The organism is Pseudofrankia coriaricola, from assembly GCF_001854805.1.
Lineage (GTDB): Bacteria > Actinomycetota > Actinomycetes > Frankiales > Frankiaceae > Pseudofrankia.
This window is the reverse complement of record NZ_MBLO01000252.1, coordinates 60,758-75,597: the sequence shown is the minus strand read 5'-3', so window position 1 is coordinate 75,597 and position 14,840 is coordinate 60,758. Positions and strand designations below refer to the sequence as shown.

At 75.0% G+C, this 14,840-nt stretch carries 12 protein-coding genes; 9 read left to right on the top strand and 3 right to left on the bottom strand.

The genetic code is table 11. The features are described 5' to 3' along the window. Positions 1 to 214: 214 nt before the first annotated feature. On the top strand, positions 215 to 637 hold the full coding sequence (locus BCD48_RS36330) for an ester cyclase (protein ID WP_071052927.1): 423 nt from the start codon (positions 215 to 217) through the stop codon (positions 635 to 637). 7 nt (positions 638 to 644) lie between these two features. Here the strand turns inward: BCD48_RS36330 and BCD48_RS36325 are convergent, their stop codons facing one another. Both BCD48_RS36325 and BCD48_RS52660 read right to left on the bottom strand, forming a co-directional pair. After that, on the bottom strand, positions 645 to 1,997 hold the full coding sequence (locus BCD48_RS36325; protein WP_349308073.1) for a glycosyltransferase family 4 protein: 1,353 nt from the start codon (positions 1,995 to 1,997) through the stop codon (positions 645 to 647). A gap of 194 nt (positions 1,998 to 2,191) precedes the next feature. Then, positions 2,192 to 2,464 (bottom strand): hypothetical protein, encoded by a 273-nt coding sequence (locus tag BCD48_RS52660; protein ID WP_071052925.1) that lies wholly within the window; start codon positions 2,462 to 2,464, stop codon positions 2,192 to 2,194. A 294-nt stretch (positions 2,465 to 2,758) separates the two neighbouring features. Between BCD48_RS52660 and BCD48_RS36315 the strand changes: the two genes are divergently transcribed. From BCD48_RS36315 to BCD48_RS36300, 5 genes are all read left to right on the top strand, one after another. Beyond that, on the top strand, positions 2,759 to 3,451 hold the full coding sequence (locus BCD48_RS36315; RefSeq protein WP_312630144.1) for a class E sortase: 693 nt from the start codon (positions 2,759 to 2,761) through the stop codon (positions 3,449 to 3,451). A gap of 3 nt (positions 3,452 to 3,454) precedes the next feature. Continuing rightward, positions 3,455 to 3,613 carry a hypothetical protein gene (locus tag BCD48_RS52655; protein ID WP_198543539.1) on the top strand — a complete coding sequence of 53 codons (159 nt, stop codon included), beginning with the start codon at positions 3,455 to 3,457 and terminating at the stop codon, positions 3,611 to 3,613. Between the two features lie 965 nt (positions 3,614 to 4,578). Continuing rightward, positions 4,579 to 6,702 carry a putative bifunctional diguanylate cyclase/phosphodiesterase gene (locus BCD48_RS36310; protein ID WP_071052924.1) on the top strand — a complete coding sequence of 708 codons (2,124 nt, stop codon included), beginning with the start codon at positions 4,579 to 4,581 and terminating at the stop codon, positions 6,700 to 6,702. Positions 6,703 to 7,008: 306 nt separating this feature from the next. Next, positions 7,009 to 7,560: a GNAT family N-acetyltransferase gene (locus tag BCD48_RS36305; protein WP_071052923.1), complete on the top strand. Its 552-nt coding sequence runs from the start codon at positions 7,009 to 7,011 to the stop codon at positions 7,558 to 7,560. Between the two features lie 141 nt (positions 7,561 to 7,701). After that, on the top strand, positions 7,702 to 8,643 hold the full coding sequence (locus BCD48_RS36300) for a TIGR04222 domain-containing membrane protein (RefSeq protein ID WP_071052922.1): 942 nt from the start codon (positions 7,702 to 7,704) through the stop codon (positions 8,641 to 8,643). Positions 8,644 to 8,859: 216 nt separating this feature from the next. Here the strand turns inward: BCD48_RS36300 and BCD48_RS36295 are convergent, their stop codons facing one another. Further along, positions 8,860 to 10,656 carry a class I adenylate-forming enzyme family protein gene (locus BCD48_RS36295; RefSeq protein ID WP_071052921.1) on the bottom strand — a complete coding sequence of 599 codons (1,797 nt, stop codon included), beginning with the start codon at positions 10,654 to 10,656 and terminating at the stop codon, positions 8,860 to 8,862. Between the two features lie 212 nt (positions 10,657 to 10,868). Between BCD48_RS36295 and BCD48_RS36290 the strand changes: the two genes are divergently transcribed. The 3 genes from BCD48_RS36290 to BCD48_RS36280 all read left to right on the top strand — a co-directional run bounded on the left by BCD48_RS36290 (position 10,869) and on the right by BCD48_RS36280 (position 14,825). Then, a complete protein-coding gene (locus BCD48_RS36290) occupies positions 10,869 to 12,428 on the top strand; it encodes a glycosyltransferase (RefSeq protein WP_083419737.1) in 1,560 nt (519 codons plus the stop codon). A 255-nt stretch (positions 12,429 to 12,683) separates the two neighbouring features. Beyond that, positions 12,684 to 13,811 carry an MraY family glycosyltransferase gene (locus BCD48_RS36285; protein WP_083419736.1) on the top strand — a complete coding sequence of 376 codons (1,128 nt, stop codon included), beginning with the start codon at positions 12,684 to 12,686 and terminating at the stop codon, positions 13,809 to 13,811. A 249-nt stretch (positions 13,812 to 14,060) separates the two neighbouring features. After that, entirely contained in the window at positions 14,061 to 14,825 is a 765-nt protein-coding gene (locus BCD48_RS36280) for a hypothetical protein (RefSeq protein ID WP_071052919.1), read from the top strand. Positions 14,826 to 14,840: the final 15 nt, after the last annotated feature.

Sequence of the window (14,840 nt, the reverse complement as noted above, 5' to 3'; positions counted from 1 at the left end):
CAGATCACGACCTCCCAGATCGGCTTCGCCGATCCGGCAGGGACCCCGTCCGTCGATCCGGCAGGGACCCTGTCGCCGATCCGGCAGGGACCCCGGGCGCTGCGCTGAGGCGCTGTCACCAGCGGGGGTTGGGTGCCGCTGTGTTGTGTCGGTGCTTCGACGTCTCCGGGCGACGAGACGCCCGGGTTGGGCGCGGTGGGGAGGGGGCCCGGTCGTGGGGGTGGCGCTGGAGACGGTGCGGCGGGTGCTGGCCGCCTTCGAGGTGGGCGACGCCGCGGCGCTCGCCGAGCTGCTCGACGACGAGCTGGTCCTCGAGGCCCCGGGCGGCGTGGTCGCGCGCGGCCGGGAGGCGGCGACGGCCTACGTCGACGCCTTCCTCTCCGCCTTCGCCGACCTCGCGGCCGACACCCACGTCCTGGTCGAGCAGGACGACATGGTGGTCGAGGAGTACACGCTCGCCGCTACCCACGCGGGTGCCTACGTGAGCCCGTGGGGCCCGCGGGTCGAGCCGACCGGCGCCCGGGTCAGCCTGCGGGTCGCCGAGGTCTACCGGGTGCGCGCCGGGCGGGTCGTCGAGAACCGCCTCTACTTCGACGAGTACGCCCTGCTCACCCAGCTCCGCGCCGCCCGTCCCTGACTCCTGCCTAGTCGCGTGGCCAGGAGAGGGAGGCGGCAGGCAGGGTTCTTGGACGGTCGGAGCCTGCCCGCTGGTCGGATGGCACCGACCCGTTCGGGGCCGCCGCCGCGCCGATCGCCGCCGCGGCGGGCGGGTCGGGCGGTGGAGTGGGCGGCACGCCGAGCAGCGTCTGGAAGACCGCGCGCAGGTGGTCGTCGGGGCGGGTGACCGACTCGGCCCACTCGGCGCCGCGCCGGCCGATCCTGGTCAGCCGGGCACGGTCGCGCAGCAGGCCGACCAGCACTTCGGCGAGCGCCCGCGGGGACTCGTCGACCGGGGTCACGCCGGTGACGCCCTCCTGGTAGGCGTCGCGCGAGCCGCCGTGCGCCGGGCCGACGACGGCGCAGCCGGCAAGCTGCGCCTCCAGCAGTGTGAGGCCGTACCCCTCGCCGGACGGGCGCGTCCCGCCTGTCCTCGTTCGGGTGCACAGCGCGTACAGGTCGGCGGTCGCATACAGCCGGGCGAGGGTCTCGTCCTCGGGCGACTCGTGCAGCTCGGTGTCCGGCGGCGCCGACAGCAGCTCGTGCAGCGCCCCTGGCGCGGGCCCGTGGCCCGCGACCACGAGGCGCACCCGGCCGAGCTCGGCGCGCGCCGTCTCCAGCGCGGCCAGCAGCGTCGGCAGCCCCTTGTCGGCCCAGGCGGTGAGCGGGAAGACGCTCAGCACCGTCGGCACCGGGGGCTGCGGCCGGCGCCGGGCGCCCTCGGCGAGCAGTGCCGCACGCCAGCCGGCCGGCACCCCGGGCGGAAGCAGCCGGGCGAGCCGCGTGCCGGCGAGCGCGCCGGCGCTGAACGAGCTGACCGTCACCGGGTAGACCAGCGGGTGGCGCGCGAGCAGCGCCCGGTCGGTCGGGGGCATTCGCCAGATGTCGGCGCCGTAGCAGAGCACCGGGACGCGGCGCGCCCCGCCGAGCGAGGCCGCCCCGGCGGCGGCCTTGAGCAGGGACGGGTGGCCGGCGACGAGCGCGTCGAGGTGGCCGAACCGGCGCGCCGCCCCGGCCGCCCGGCGCGCGACGTCCACCCGCGCCGCCAGCTGCGCGCCGGTGCTCGCCTGTGCGCCGGTGCCGAACGGGGTCCTCGCGAGCAGGTCGGTACGCCTGCCGAACAGGCCGCGGCGGCCTGGCTCGCCGGGCCGCACCGTCTCCGGCCGGTCGAGACCGTCGGCGAGGCCGGCCGGAGGCAGGTCCAGCCGGGTCAGCGTGGCGCCGCCGGCGAGCAGTGCCTCCTCGACGGCGCCGACGTAGCGCTCCACTCCCGGCCCGGCGGGCGCGGCCAGAAGCAGGACGCGGGGCGTCGTGGGGGCCCCTCCCGATCCCGGGGGCAACGATGATCCGGGCGACACTGGCCGGAGACTATGCGGCACGGGCAAGGATCCTTTGTCCGACGCGGCCGAGAACAATACGTCATCTCGCGATCGCCGATTGTAGTTCCGATGCGGGCGTCGCGGCCGGACCTCCTCCCGTGTCGGGACGCCGCGCGGACCCGACGCCGGGCGTGCTGTTCACGTAAAGTGATGTTTCAATAACCTAAGGTGCTTCCATGGCGGGAGCGGCGGACGGTGACCCGGCGGACGAGTACCCAGCCGGCGTCCCTGCCGGCCACCCGGCCCAGGACCGGGAACAGGGCGAGGAGCGGGAGCAGGGAGGGGCGTGGCGCGGGGCCCGGCGAGCGGCCGGCGGCCGCGAGGAACGCCCGGTGGCGGGCGGGCTTGCCGGCCAGGTGCCGCGCCAGGCGGGTCCGCCTGCTGGCCGGCCGGGTGGACGGGCCGCGCCAGGCATGGCGTTTCCGCACTCGCCGCCCCCGCTGGAGCCGCCCGCGCCGCCGCTGGCGCCCGCGCGGCCGCTGGCCCCGCCCGCCGCCCCGGCCCCACCGGTGCGTCCCGCGCCGCCGGGGAGTCCAGTGCCGCCCGAGGGGCCGGCATGGCCGGAGGAACCGGCGCAGCCAGGGGCTCCCCTCTTGCCGGACGGTCGTGTACCCAACGGCCGCATGCCGGCCGGCGGTGTGCGCGGAGGCGGTGTTCCCGCCGGTACCTCGGCGCCGACAGGCGCCCAACCACTGCCAGTCCGGTCGTCGCGGCTCGGGCGGGTGGGCGGAGCCGCGGTGCGCGCGGTGGGGGAGCTCCTCATCACCGTGGGGCTGCTTGTCGCGTTGTTCCTGGCCTACCAGCTATGGATCACAGACCTGTTCCAGGCGAGGTCGCAGAGCAGGCTGCACGACCGGCTTGCCGCCTCCTGGCAGGCGCCGCCCGCCCAGCCGCCCGCGAAGCCTTCGCGGCCACCGCCCGCGGTGCGGCCCAACCCGGCCGTCGGACAGGGCTTCGCGGTGCTGCATATCCCGCGCCTCGGCGAGGACTATGCGCCCGTCATTGTCGAAGGGGTCGGCGAGACCCAGCTGGAGGAAGGGCCCGGACACTATCCCGGCACGGCGATGCCAGGGGAAACGGGCAACTTTGTTGTATCGGGTCACCGGACCACCTACGGTAAACCGTTCAACCGGCTCGATGAGCTGCGCCCCGGCGACCCGGTTGTCGTAGAGGTCGCCGACCGCTACTACGTCTATCGAATGACCAGGTCGGAGGTTGTCGCGCCCGACCGGATTGACGTGACCGACCCGGTACCGGAACACGCCGGTGTCACACCCACGGCGGCCGTCATGACGATGACTACCTGTCATCCCAAGTACTCGGCGAAAAGCAGGCTCATCGTCTTCGCGTCGCTCGACAGAACCGTCATGAAGACGCCGGGCGCCGGTGTGCCGTTCGCTTCGGGGGAGGCCTGACCCGTGTACGGCTGGATCTACCGCCACCTGCCGGGGCCGACCCCGGTGCGGGTGTTGCTGGCGCTGCTGCTGGCGGCCGCCGTCGTGGCACTGCTGCTCTTCGTGGTTTTTCCGGCGGTCGAGCCCTGGGCGCCGCTCAACGACGTCACTATCAGGAGCTGATCGATCGTAAAATGGTGATGTTATCAAGAGTGTTGTGACGTATCGTCATCCATTGGACACGCAAAACTGTCACCCCGGGTCGATGTACCCGGCGTGGTGGGTCCTATGGGCACGCGTGGAGCCCCGGCCCGCACGCAGTCCGACAACGGGAAAAGAGACAACGTCGTGGCATCCGATGGAGTTGGCCTGCGGTTTCGCCCTGGCCACCAGCGGAAATCCATGCCCGGTTGCCCCGGCGGGTGCGGCGGAGCGCCGGCGGCCAGAAACTGCCCATCCAGAATTCACCGCGTTTCGGATAACCTCCCGAGCCATGCGAGGTGTGGTCGGACGGCGCGGCCCGGCACGAACCGCCCGAACTCGGGAGGCTTGCCGGCGCCGTGCCAAACGGTCCACCAGGGGCCTCGGACAGGGGTCAGGACGCGGCGCGGCCGGAATGCGGCAACCGTGGTAGAGGCGGTCGCGGTGGCGGGGCGCGGCGTACGGCGCAGGCGTCTGGAAAGGCCGTGGGAGGCGGCTTTGCGGGCGCTCGGGCAAGTAGGCATCACCAATGGGGGACCGATGCAGAGGCGAAGCCGGACTCCGGAACCACGTGACTTTTCCGTGGCCCTACCATGACGGCGGCCGGGACCGCGGCCGGGACGGGCGGAGGCCGGGCCTTCGCTCGGCCCGCGGGGCCAGCCGGACAGGCGGACGACACAGCGGCCACGGCGGGCGCGGGCGGGGGTGCCGCGCCCGAGAGGCTCCGGGCTGGGACACCCTTGGAAGGGCCCGCCGAAGTGCTGGCGGGTGCGGTCGCCGCGGCTGCCGCGGCAGCCGAGCGCAAGCATGAATCGCTTCCCGCGGCCGCGGCCGCGAACGTGGGAAACGGTCCGGCGGGCACGGGGGGGAGCGGGCCAGCCGGCCCGAAGAGCCCACAGGAACTCGCGGGGGGCGTGGACAGCCCAACGACACCGATGGTCCGAAGGATGCCGTGTGTTCCGCCGACCCCGGTCGGCCTGGCGCTGGTGAGCCCCGTCGGGGCGAGCGCCGGCGGACGGGTCGTCCCGGCGGGCGCGGGCTGGCGCCGGGCGGTCCGCCGTCGCGGCGTTCTGCCGCACGGCGGGAAGCCAGCCGCCGGCCCCGCGGCGGGCGACCGCCAGCGAGCGGGTGCCGGTGTGGGTGCGGGCGGTACCACGGCGCTGACGATGCCCCCCGGCCGGCAGGTGGCCCTGGCCAGCCCGGTCTCGCCCGGCCTGACCGGGTGGATGATCGCGCTGGTGGTGGGGCTGCTCTTCACCGTCCTGGCGGGCCTCGCGCTGCTGGCGGCCCACGGCGTGTTCGGGCCCGGCTGGAGGGGGCACGCCGGGTTCGTCACCTCGGTGCTGGTGGCCACCTCGCTGTGCCTGCTGCCGACGCGGGCGAAGTCGGTGCTGCGCCGGTTCCGCGGCCGCGACGAGCTGACGGGCCTGGTCGGCCGGCGCGCTTTCCTCGACGCCGCGACCCGGGTCGTCGGCGGCGGCGAGCACCGGGTGCGCGAGGTCACCCCGGCGGCGCTCGTCCTCGTCGACATCGACCGGTTCCGGGAGATCAACGGCGTCCTCGGCCACGAGAGCGGCGACCGGCTGCTCGCCGTCGTCGCCCACCGGCTGCGCGCCCTGCTGCACCCGTCGGACCTGGCGGCGCGGATCGGCGGCGACGAGTTCGCCGTGCTGCTGCGCGACGCCGGACCGGGGCGGGCGGAGCTTCTCGCCGGCCGGCTGCGCGACGCGCTACGCACCCCCGTGCTGCTCGCCGACATCCCGGTGCAGACCGAGGTCAGCGTCGGGATCGCCTACGCCCCGGCGCACGGCCGCAGCGCCGCGGAACTGCTGCGCCACGCCGAGGCGGCGATGTACGAGGCGAAGCGGACCCGCGTCGGCCAGCGCACCTACCAGCGCGGCCGGCATGCGCCCGCCTCGCCCGGACGGGCCAGACTGCGGCTGCGCGCCGAACTGCGCGGCGCCCTCGAACAGAACCAGATCGAGCTGCGCTACCAGCCGAAGGCCGACCCGCGCACCGGCCGGGTCACCGGTCTCGAGGCGCTGGTGCGCTGGCAGCACCCGCGCGAGGGCCTGCGCGGCCCCGGCGTCTTCCTGCCGGAGATGGAGCAGGTCGGCCTGATGCCCCAGCTCACCCGGCGGGTGCTGGACCTCGCCCTCGCCGACTGCGCCTCCTGGCACGCGGCCGGCGCGGCGCTCTCGGTCTCGGTGAACGTCCCGCCGTCGATGATCGGCGACGCGGGCTTCGTCGAGCTGGTCAGCGACGCGCTGCGCCGCCACAAGCTCGCGCCGCGCGCCCTCGTCGTCGAGGTCACCGAGGAGGCGGTCATCACCGCCAAAGAGCAGGCAAGGCGCACGCTCGCCGACCTGCGCGGGCTCGGGGTACGGGTCAGCCTCGATGACTATGGCACCGGCTTCTGCTCGCTCGCCTACCTGCGCGAGCTACCGGCCGACGAGGTCAAACTGGACCAGATGTTCCTGCGGGACATGCACCGCGATCCCTCGGCAGCCGAGATCGTCCGCTCGACCGTGTCGCTGGCACACGCCCTGGACCTGCGGATCGTCGCCGAAGGCGTCGAGACGAAGGCCGCGTGGCTGACGCTCGCGGGCTGGCGCTGCGACGAGGTGCAGGGATACTTCATCTCCCCCCCGCTGGCCGGCGGCCGGGTGGTCGCGTGGCTCGGCGACTGGGCACGGCGGGTCTCGCGCCAGAACCAGACCGCCGCCACGTCCACCACGTCCGCCACGTCATCCGGCGAGGACGGCCAGGGTCCCGGCGAGGCACAGGCGCCGGGACCCACGGCGGAGCCCGCCGCGGGGCTCGCGGCCGGCCAGGACGATCCGCGCGACCAGCCGGCGGCGCACTCCCAGCCCGAGGCACGGGTCCCACCCCGCGGCCTGGCCGTGGCCAGGGCGACCGGCCTCGCGGTATCGCCGCTGGTCCCGGCCCAGTCGACGACCAGAACCGGCCAGCTCGGCACACCCCGCTCGGCCCCGGCCATCCACGCCGCCCCATGCACCGCCGTTCGACCGTCCGAGCCCGTCCGGCCCGGCCAGCGGCGAGGCGTCTGAGCGGCGCCGGCGTGGCCGGAGCCAGCCGGGGCCGAGGATCCCACCGGATGATGGCCAGTTGCATGATCTGGTGGAATTTTCGGAGTGCTGACTCCGAAATTCCACCAGATCATGGGCGGGCACCGCGCCGTCCACCAGCGCCGCCGTCCTTCGCGCGATGTGCGATGCCCGGCGTACGACGTCGGCGCGCACGAAGCGCGGCGCCCGGCATCCGGCGCCCGACGTCGTCCGGCCGCCGTCGGCCGGCCTCGGGCGTTGGCGCGAAAACGCGTTGCGGACTCTCGCACGGCGGCCGAGGCTTGGCGGGTGCTGATCCGACGCGAGGTCGCCGCGGACGCCGCCGCGGCCAGGGCCGTCGTCGCGGGTGCCTTCGCACCCGCCGCGGACTCCGGCCACGGCCGCGGCCGCGGTGCTGACCGGGGCGGTGAGCCGGTGGAGGCGCGACTCGTCGACGAGCTCCGGACCAGCGGCGCCTCGCTCCCGGGGCTCTCGCTGGTCGCCCTCGACGAGGAAGGGGCGGTCGTAGGCCACGTGATGTGCTCACGCGGCTGGGTCGAGGCGAGGCCAGCGGTCGCCCTCGGTCCGCTCGCCGTCCGACCCGACCGCCAGCTCCGGGGCGTCGGCAGTGCCTTGGTCCACGCGGCGGTGGGCGCCGCCGATGCCCTGGACGAGCCGCTGGTGGCCCTGCTCGGCGATCCGCGCTACTACCGCCGCTTCGGGTTCCGCCCGGCCACGGCCTACGGCATCGCCGCCCCCGTCGAGGCGTGGGGTGACCATTTCCAGGTCCGCACACTCACGGTGTTCGCCGTCGGCACCCGCGGCCGGTTTTCCTACCCAGAACCCTTCGACCGGCTCTGACCAGCATCTGAGAGTTCGGGGCGGACGCGCGTGGCCCGGGCCGGGTGACGGTCAAACCAGCGCAGGCATGTCGTGGAAACGACGGGGGCCGACCTGTCGCACATCTAGAGGGACCAGCCGAACATCGGTGACGATCTCTTTATGTCGACGATTCTTCTTGCCGGGCCGGCGGGCCTGGCTGCGGGCGAGGCGCCCGTGGCTGACAGCCCCACCTGGGGCATCGGCGGGCCGGCGTTCGCCGCCGGCTACCTGCTCGCGCTGGGGCTGGTCGCGATCGTGGTCATGCTGGTTCGCTGGCGGCTGCGTGCCCCGGCCGACGGTTCGCCCACCTGGCCGCCCGGGAGCCCTAACGCGGGCCTCGCGCCCGAGGAGCTTGCCTTCCTTGCCGGCGGCATGCGGCGCGCCGTGGAGGCCACCGTCGTCGCACTGCGGGAACAGGGGCTCGTGGCCTCTGGGGCGAGGACGGGCCAGGTCGTGACGGCTGGTGCCCCCATGCCGGCCGGGCTGACCCCGTTCCAGTGGGCGGTCCGTGACCGGACCGGCGCGACGGTCGGCGTGCGGATGTCGACGCTGTCCTCGATGGTCACGAACAGCCAGGCGGCAGCCGAGCTGCGCCGCCGGCTCATCGGCCTCGGCCTGGTCGTGACACCCGCCCGTGCGCGGATGCATCGCCAGCTCGCCTGGTGGCCGACCGCGTTCCTCGTCGTGGGCTTCACCCGGCTGGTGACCGGCGCGTCCCGCCACCACCAGGTCGGCTTTCTCGTCGTCGAACTGGTCTTCACCGTCGTCGTCGCCATCGTCGCCGCGCTGCGCACGAGGTTCGAGGTCCTCACCAGCCGCGGCCGTGGCGTCCTCGCCACCGCCCGCCGTATCTCGACGCCACTGCGCACCGGCAGCCTCCCTGGCCAGCGCGCGCACGCCTACGCCCTCTTCGGTGCCGCCGCGATCTGGGCCGCCGACCGGGACTTGGCCCAGCAGCTCGGCTTCCCGCAGCCGTCCACCGGCGGCGGCGGCGACGACGGCGGCGGGGGTGGCGGGGGTGGCTGCGGCGGCGGATGTGGTGGCGGCGGCTGCGGCGGCTGACCTCGGTTCCGGAGCACGGCGACGAAGATCGGCCCGTCACCATGTCGCGAGTTTGATCAGTGGTTCTGTATCCGGATCCGAACTGCCGGAGGCTCGGAGTTCGGATTCCGGTACAGCCCTGGCGATCTTCCGTTGCTGGGGCGGGGCGAACGACGCGCGGAAGCGTCCTGATCGCGGCTCCTCTGGGAGCCGCTCTTCATGGAGGTTGGCCGGAGCCTAGTTGGACGATTCGGAGGCGCTGGCATAGAGCTTTTCGAGTTCGCGTTTGAGGAGCTTGCCGGTGGCGTTGTAGGGGAGCTCGGTGGCGAAGCGGACATGCGCCGGCACCTTGAAACGGGCGAGCGCGGCGGCGACCCAGGCCTGGACGTCCCCGGCGGTGACGTCGGCGCCCTCGCGGCGTACGACGACGGCCAGCACCTCCTGGCCGAGCTCGCGGTGCTCGACGCCGATGACGGCGGCGTCGGCGAGGCCGGGGTGCTCGACGAGCCGGTTCTCGATCTCGATCGGGTAGATGTTCTCGCCGCCACGGATGATCATGTCGCGTAAGCGGCTTTCCAGGTAGAGCAGGCCGCCGTCGGTGCGGCCGAAGTCGCCGGTGCGGTACCAGCCGTCGGCGTCGAGGACGGCGGCGGTCGCCTCCTCGTTCTCCCAGTAGCCGAGGAAGACGCTGGGGCAGCGGACACAGATCTCGCCGACCTCGCCGTCGGGGAGCTCGGCGCCGTCGGGGCCGATGACCCTGATCTCGGAGGTTGGCGTCGCGACCCCGAGGGAGCCGGGAGCGTCGCGCAGGCGGGAGCCGCCGGTGGTCGCGCCGATGCCGGCGGTCTCGGTCATGCCGTAGCCGCCGCCGAGGGTGCGGCCGGGCAGCACGCGCTCGATCAGCCGGACGACCTCGGGCGGGAGGGCCGCACCGCCGCCGCCGAGGCCGCGCAGACTGGACAGGTCGTACTCGTCGAGGCGCGGGTGCTCGAGCAGGCGCAGGAACTGGGTCGGCACGCCGGACCAGTTGGTGACGCCGTAGCGCGCGGTCAGGTCGAGGTGGACCGTCGGGTCCCATTTCCCGGGCGGGGCGAACACCAGCGTCATGCCGTTGTACGGGGCATGACTGAGCAGCGGCCCGATGCCGGAGATGTGGAAGAACGGGCCGGCGAGGATCGCCACCGGTGGCGGCGGCGCGGCGGGCGCCTGCGCGGGGGATGCCTGGGACGCCGGCGATGCCTGGGCCTGGGCTCGGGCCTGGGCAGCCTGGTCGAGGAGCTGCCTGGCGGCGCCGCGCAGGGCGGCGTCAGGGCTGAAGTTGACCAGCGCGCGGTGAGGGACCAGCGCTCCCTTCGGGCGCCCGGTGGTGCCGCTGGTGAACAGGATCGTGACCGGGTCGTCCTCGCGCAGGTCGGGGCACAGCGCGAGCAGCGCCGCCGCCACCTCCTCGGCGCCGTCGGTGTCCGCCTCGTCGTCGGCCGCGGGGAGGGCGGCGAACAGCTCGGCGAAGGTGAGGACGGGCTGGTTCGTGGCCTCGGGGATTCCCTCTAGGCGGGCGAGCCGGCGCTCGTCACCGAAGACGACGGTCGGCGTGGTCAGCCGCAGGCCGTGCGCCAGCTCCGGGCCCGTCCACCAGCCGTTGAGCCCGATGGCGATCGCGCCCAGAGACAGCGCGGCCCACATGCCGGCGGCGTACTCGGCGCAGTTCGCGGCGACGAAGCCCACCCGGTCGCCCTTGCGCACGCCGAACTTGTCGCGCAGCACGCCGGCGATCCGCACCGCGCGGGCGGCGGTCTCGGCGAAGGTCAGCGTGGTCGCGGCGCCGTCGGCCTCGGTGAAGACGAGGTAGGGCCGGTCGGGGAAGCGCCGGCACGCGGCCGCCAGCATCGCGGGCAGATGCGGGGGACGGCGGGCGAAGACGGTCATCTCGATGCCGCGCACCTGTTCGCGCGCCAGCTCGAAGGGCGCGGCGGGGCCCATCAGCCGGTCCCGCAGCGGTGGGGGCAGGAGGTCACCGTCGGGCCACCGGAGCATCTTGCCTCTCCCATCCTCGAGCAGCGACCACCTCGATCAATGATCGCAGTATGTATATATGATACAATCCTGGGGCATTGTGGTCCAGGGCACACCGATCGGGTAAGTGTTGGGTCAGCCGGACGGCTGGTCGGGGTTGTTGCGGGTGACATGCCGGCACGCCGGGGGCGGTGAACGTCGTCCGAGCGCCTGGTCACTTAGAGTCACCGACCGTGTTCTCCACACACCGTCTCGATATCGGGGCCGAGACCGGGGCCCATGACCCGCGCGTCCTGCTGCTGGCCCCGTCCGCGGGGTTGGGCGGCGGCGTCGAGTGCTACCTCGCCACCGTCGAGGAGCGGCTGTGCGCCGGCGGAGCACTGGTCCATCGGGTGGATCTGCGCAGCGCGGCGCACCCGCTGGATCCGTGGGCGAGGCAGCGCTTCACCGCCGCCGCCCTGCGCGCGGCGGCGCGGCTGGCGCCGCTGGACGCCGTCCTCACCGGCCACCCCGACCTCATCCCCGTCGCTGCAGCCGCCGTGATGGCCGGGCGGGCCAGGCGCGGGCCGGTGATCGTGTACGGCGCGGACGGCATCCGGGCGCACCGGCTCGGCCGGGCCCTGCTGGCCCGCCACCGGGCACTGTCCCCGCTGACGACCGGCTCTTACAGCGCCGGCGCATTGGCGGGCCTTGGCACGGTCCCGGTGCTGCGGCCGGGCGTCGCGTCGGGTTGGCGGTCGGTTCTCCTCGCGGCGGGTACCCGGGCGGGCCGAGAGCGAAGCACGTCGCGCCCGCCGACCCTGCTGACCGTCCTGCCACCTGCCGCCGACGGAGCCGACACCGCGGGCCGGGCCGACACCGCCGACGGCGCCGGTCGAGCTGGCGGCGCCGGTCGAGCTGGCGGCGCCGGTCGAGCTGGCGGCGCTGGTCGGGCTGGCGGCGCGGGCCGGGCTGGCTGCGCGGGCCGGGCTGGCGGCGGCCTGGCGACGCTGCTCGCCGCGCTGCCGGCGGTGCGCCGCGCGGCCGGGCCGGTGCGACTGGTGGCCGTGGCGCGGGGGCGCGCGCCCGAGGCGGCGCGGGCCGCCGTCGCGGCGGCGGGTGACGCGGAACTCGTCGAGGAGCCGGACGACTCGCGGCTGGCCGGGCTGTACGCCGGCGCCGACCTGTTCGTGCTGCGCGCGGGGACCTGGCCGAGCCACGGCGGTGAGGACCATGCCCGAGTGCTGACCGAGGCACAGCTGGCCGGCTGCCCGGTCGTCGGCCCGGTGCGCGGCGACGCCCGCGACGCCTACGTCGACGGGGCGACGGGCGTCACACCGGGTGACGAGTCCCCGGCAGCGCTCGCCGCGGCGCTCACCGACCTGCTCGCCGACCGGGCGAGGCTCGCACGGATGCGCCGGCGCGCCGCGGAGTGGGCCAGGATGGCCACCGAGCCGGCGGAGCACACCCGGGCGGTTTTTGCCGCGGTCCTTGGCACCCTCCCAGCGGCTCCGGTCCCGGCCACAGCAGCGGTCCCGTCGGGCGGCCCCGAGCCGTGGGCCGCGGCGCCAGCGCCAGCCCAGCCCGCGGCCGTATCGGCTGTACCGGCGTCCGGCGGGGTGGCGCGGCCACCAGCGCGCCGCGCGGCGACTCAGGTGTGGCCCGAGCCGGCCGGAGCGGAGCCCAGACGCGTTTTCTGGTCGGTGGTCCCGGCCGCCCGCGCGGCCCACGAGGCCGAGGTGGATACGGACTACGCCGAGATGAGCCGCGGCTGGAGTGGCGACATCGAGGTCGACGACCTCCGGATCCGCTGACGCCCGGATCCGCCGACGTCGGGACGCGCTGGCGTCCGGACGCGGCGCCCGCCGGGGCCGCCGGTGAAGGTCGCGTCTTCGGAGAGCGGGCGCCGCGGCCAGCGCCCGACCACGGAATGTGACGGCCGGCGGGTCACAGGTTCTGGGACACCCGGCGCCGCATCCCCGAATCCAGTAGTTAGAGCATTACAGTGTGTAACGAAATTTGGTCCTGGGCTCGGCCCATCCCGCCCTGCTTCCCCGCCGGAGGAACACATGGTCGGTGCCGGATCCGCGGCCTGCGTCGTCACGCTGGCCGCGACGCCGCTGGTCATCGCCTACATGCGGCGCCTGTCGGTGCTGGACATCGCCGGCGAGCGTTCGCTGCACACGGTCCCGACGCCGCGGGGCGGCGGAGCGGCTGTCGTGCTCGGCATGTTCTCCGGGGTGTTGACCACGGTGCTCACCAGCGGCCGGGCGAGCGCGCCCGACCTGCTGCCGATGACGCTGGCCATCACGATTTTCGGCCTGATCGGCCTCGCGGAGGACGTCGCCAGCGACATCGGTGGGATCTCACCGACGCGCCGGCTCGCGCTGCAGGGGGCGGGCGCGGCGGCCGTCACGGCGACGACGGTCCTCTCCGTCACGCTCGTCGGCGACGGGCCGGGGACGGCGCTGCTCGTCGCGGCCGTCGTCGTCGGGCCGTTGTGGGTGACGGCGTTCGTCAACGCCTTCAACTTCATGGACGGCGTCAACGGCATCTCGGCCGCCCAGGCGACGGTCGCCGGAGTCGGCTACGCGCTGGTCGGCACGGTGCACCACAACCCGCCGCTGGTCGCCGGCGGCGTGGTGGTCGCGGGCGCCGCGATCGGTTTCGCGCCCTTCAATCTGCCGCGTGCGCTGGTGTTCCTCGGCGACGTCGGCAGCTACGCGCTCGGCGGGGCGATCGCGGCGCTGGCGCTGCAGGCGGCGCTGTCCGGAGTTGGTGTCGAGGCGGTCGTGGCGCCGGTCGTGCTCTACCTGGCCGACACGGCGACCACGCTGGCGCGCCGGATCCGCGGCGGCGAGCGTTGGTACCTGCCGCACCGCGACCACGCCTACCAGCGGCTGGCCACCGCCGGCTGGTCGCACACGGCGGTCACCGGCTACACCAGCCTGCTCGCCGTGATCTGCGCCGCGTTGGGCCTGGCGACCGCCGCCAGGGCGGCCGCGCCGGCGCGGATCTGCGCGGACCTGGCGATCTGCTTCGTCGTCGCCCGCTATCTCGGCGCCCCCCGGCGGGTCGCGGTGCGCCAGGCCGCCGTTACGGCGGTGCCGGTCGTCATCCCGGCCCAGCGGGTAGCCGTCGAGCCCACCACCGCGGTCCTCCCGCCGGTCGAGGCCGCCGTCCGCGAGAGCCCGTAGACGGCGGTCAGGACAGCCGCCGCGGAGCGCCCGCGACGTCGAGGCTCTGGCGTTGCCGAGGGCCAGCGTCGCCGACAGCTGGTGCCGTGGCGGGCAGGGGCGGCCGGACGCCGGTGGGGCCGACTACCGCGCTGCCCACTCGCGACACGGGCGGCTGACGTGCTGCGCGTGGCTGGTGCGTCACACTTCGCGCATGGAGGGTGCTGGAAGTCTGGGTGTCGTCGCCATGGCCTCGTCTGTGAGGTCGCGTTGAGTGCCGCCGGGCACGTCGGGGGCGCCCAGCCGCCCGCCACGTCGTCGGTCGACCTCGCCCTGTTCGGCATCGCGATCGCCGCGCGCGGCCGGCCCGGCCGGACCGGGGCCGAGGAGGCCGCGTGGACGATGCTGCACCTGGGCGAGGCCGACGACGAGCCCGGCCGGGCCAGGGCGGTCGGCCTGCTCGCCGCGCTGCGCCGTGACGGCCTGCCCGCGCGGCTGCGGCTGGTGGGGCCGATCCCGCCGGTGCAGCGTGGCCGGCTCCTTACCCGCGCGACGGCGGGCGGCGTCGTCGGCGCGCTCGACCTGCCAGGCGAGCACGCGCCGCACGAGGTGGCCCGGCTGCTGGTCGAGGCCGCCCTGCTCGTCGTGCCGTCGCCAGCCCGCGTCATCGCCGCGGAAGGCGGTGCCACCGCGGAGGGCGGCGCTGGCGCGGACGGTGGTGCCGCTGTGGAGGGTGGTGCTGGCGCACAGGGCGGTTCCGGTGAGGCGTCGGACCTGGTGCCCGCGGTGCTGGCCGGATGCGCCGCCGGCACGCCGGTGCTAGCCGCTGACCTGCCCGCCGTGCGCGCGGTCGCCGCCGTGCTCCCCGGCGTGACCCTGCTGCCCCTTGGCGCGCCGGACGACGCCTGGGCGCGTGCCGCCGCCAGGCCGCTGCCTGTCCCGCCGACCCCGGACGAACGCTGGGCCGCGCTGCGCCGGTTGCGCCGCTCGCCGTTCTGCGCGCAGCGCCCCACCCTCGCGGGCGAGTCCGGCTGAGCCCGCCTGAGCCCG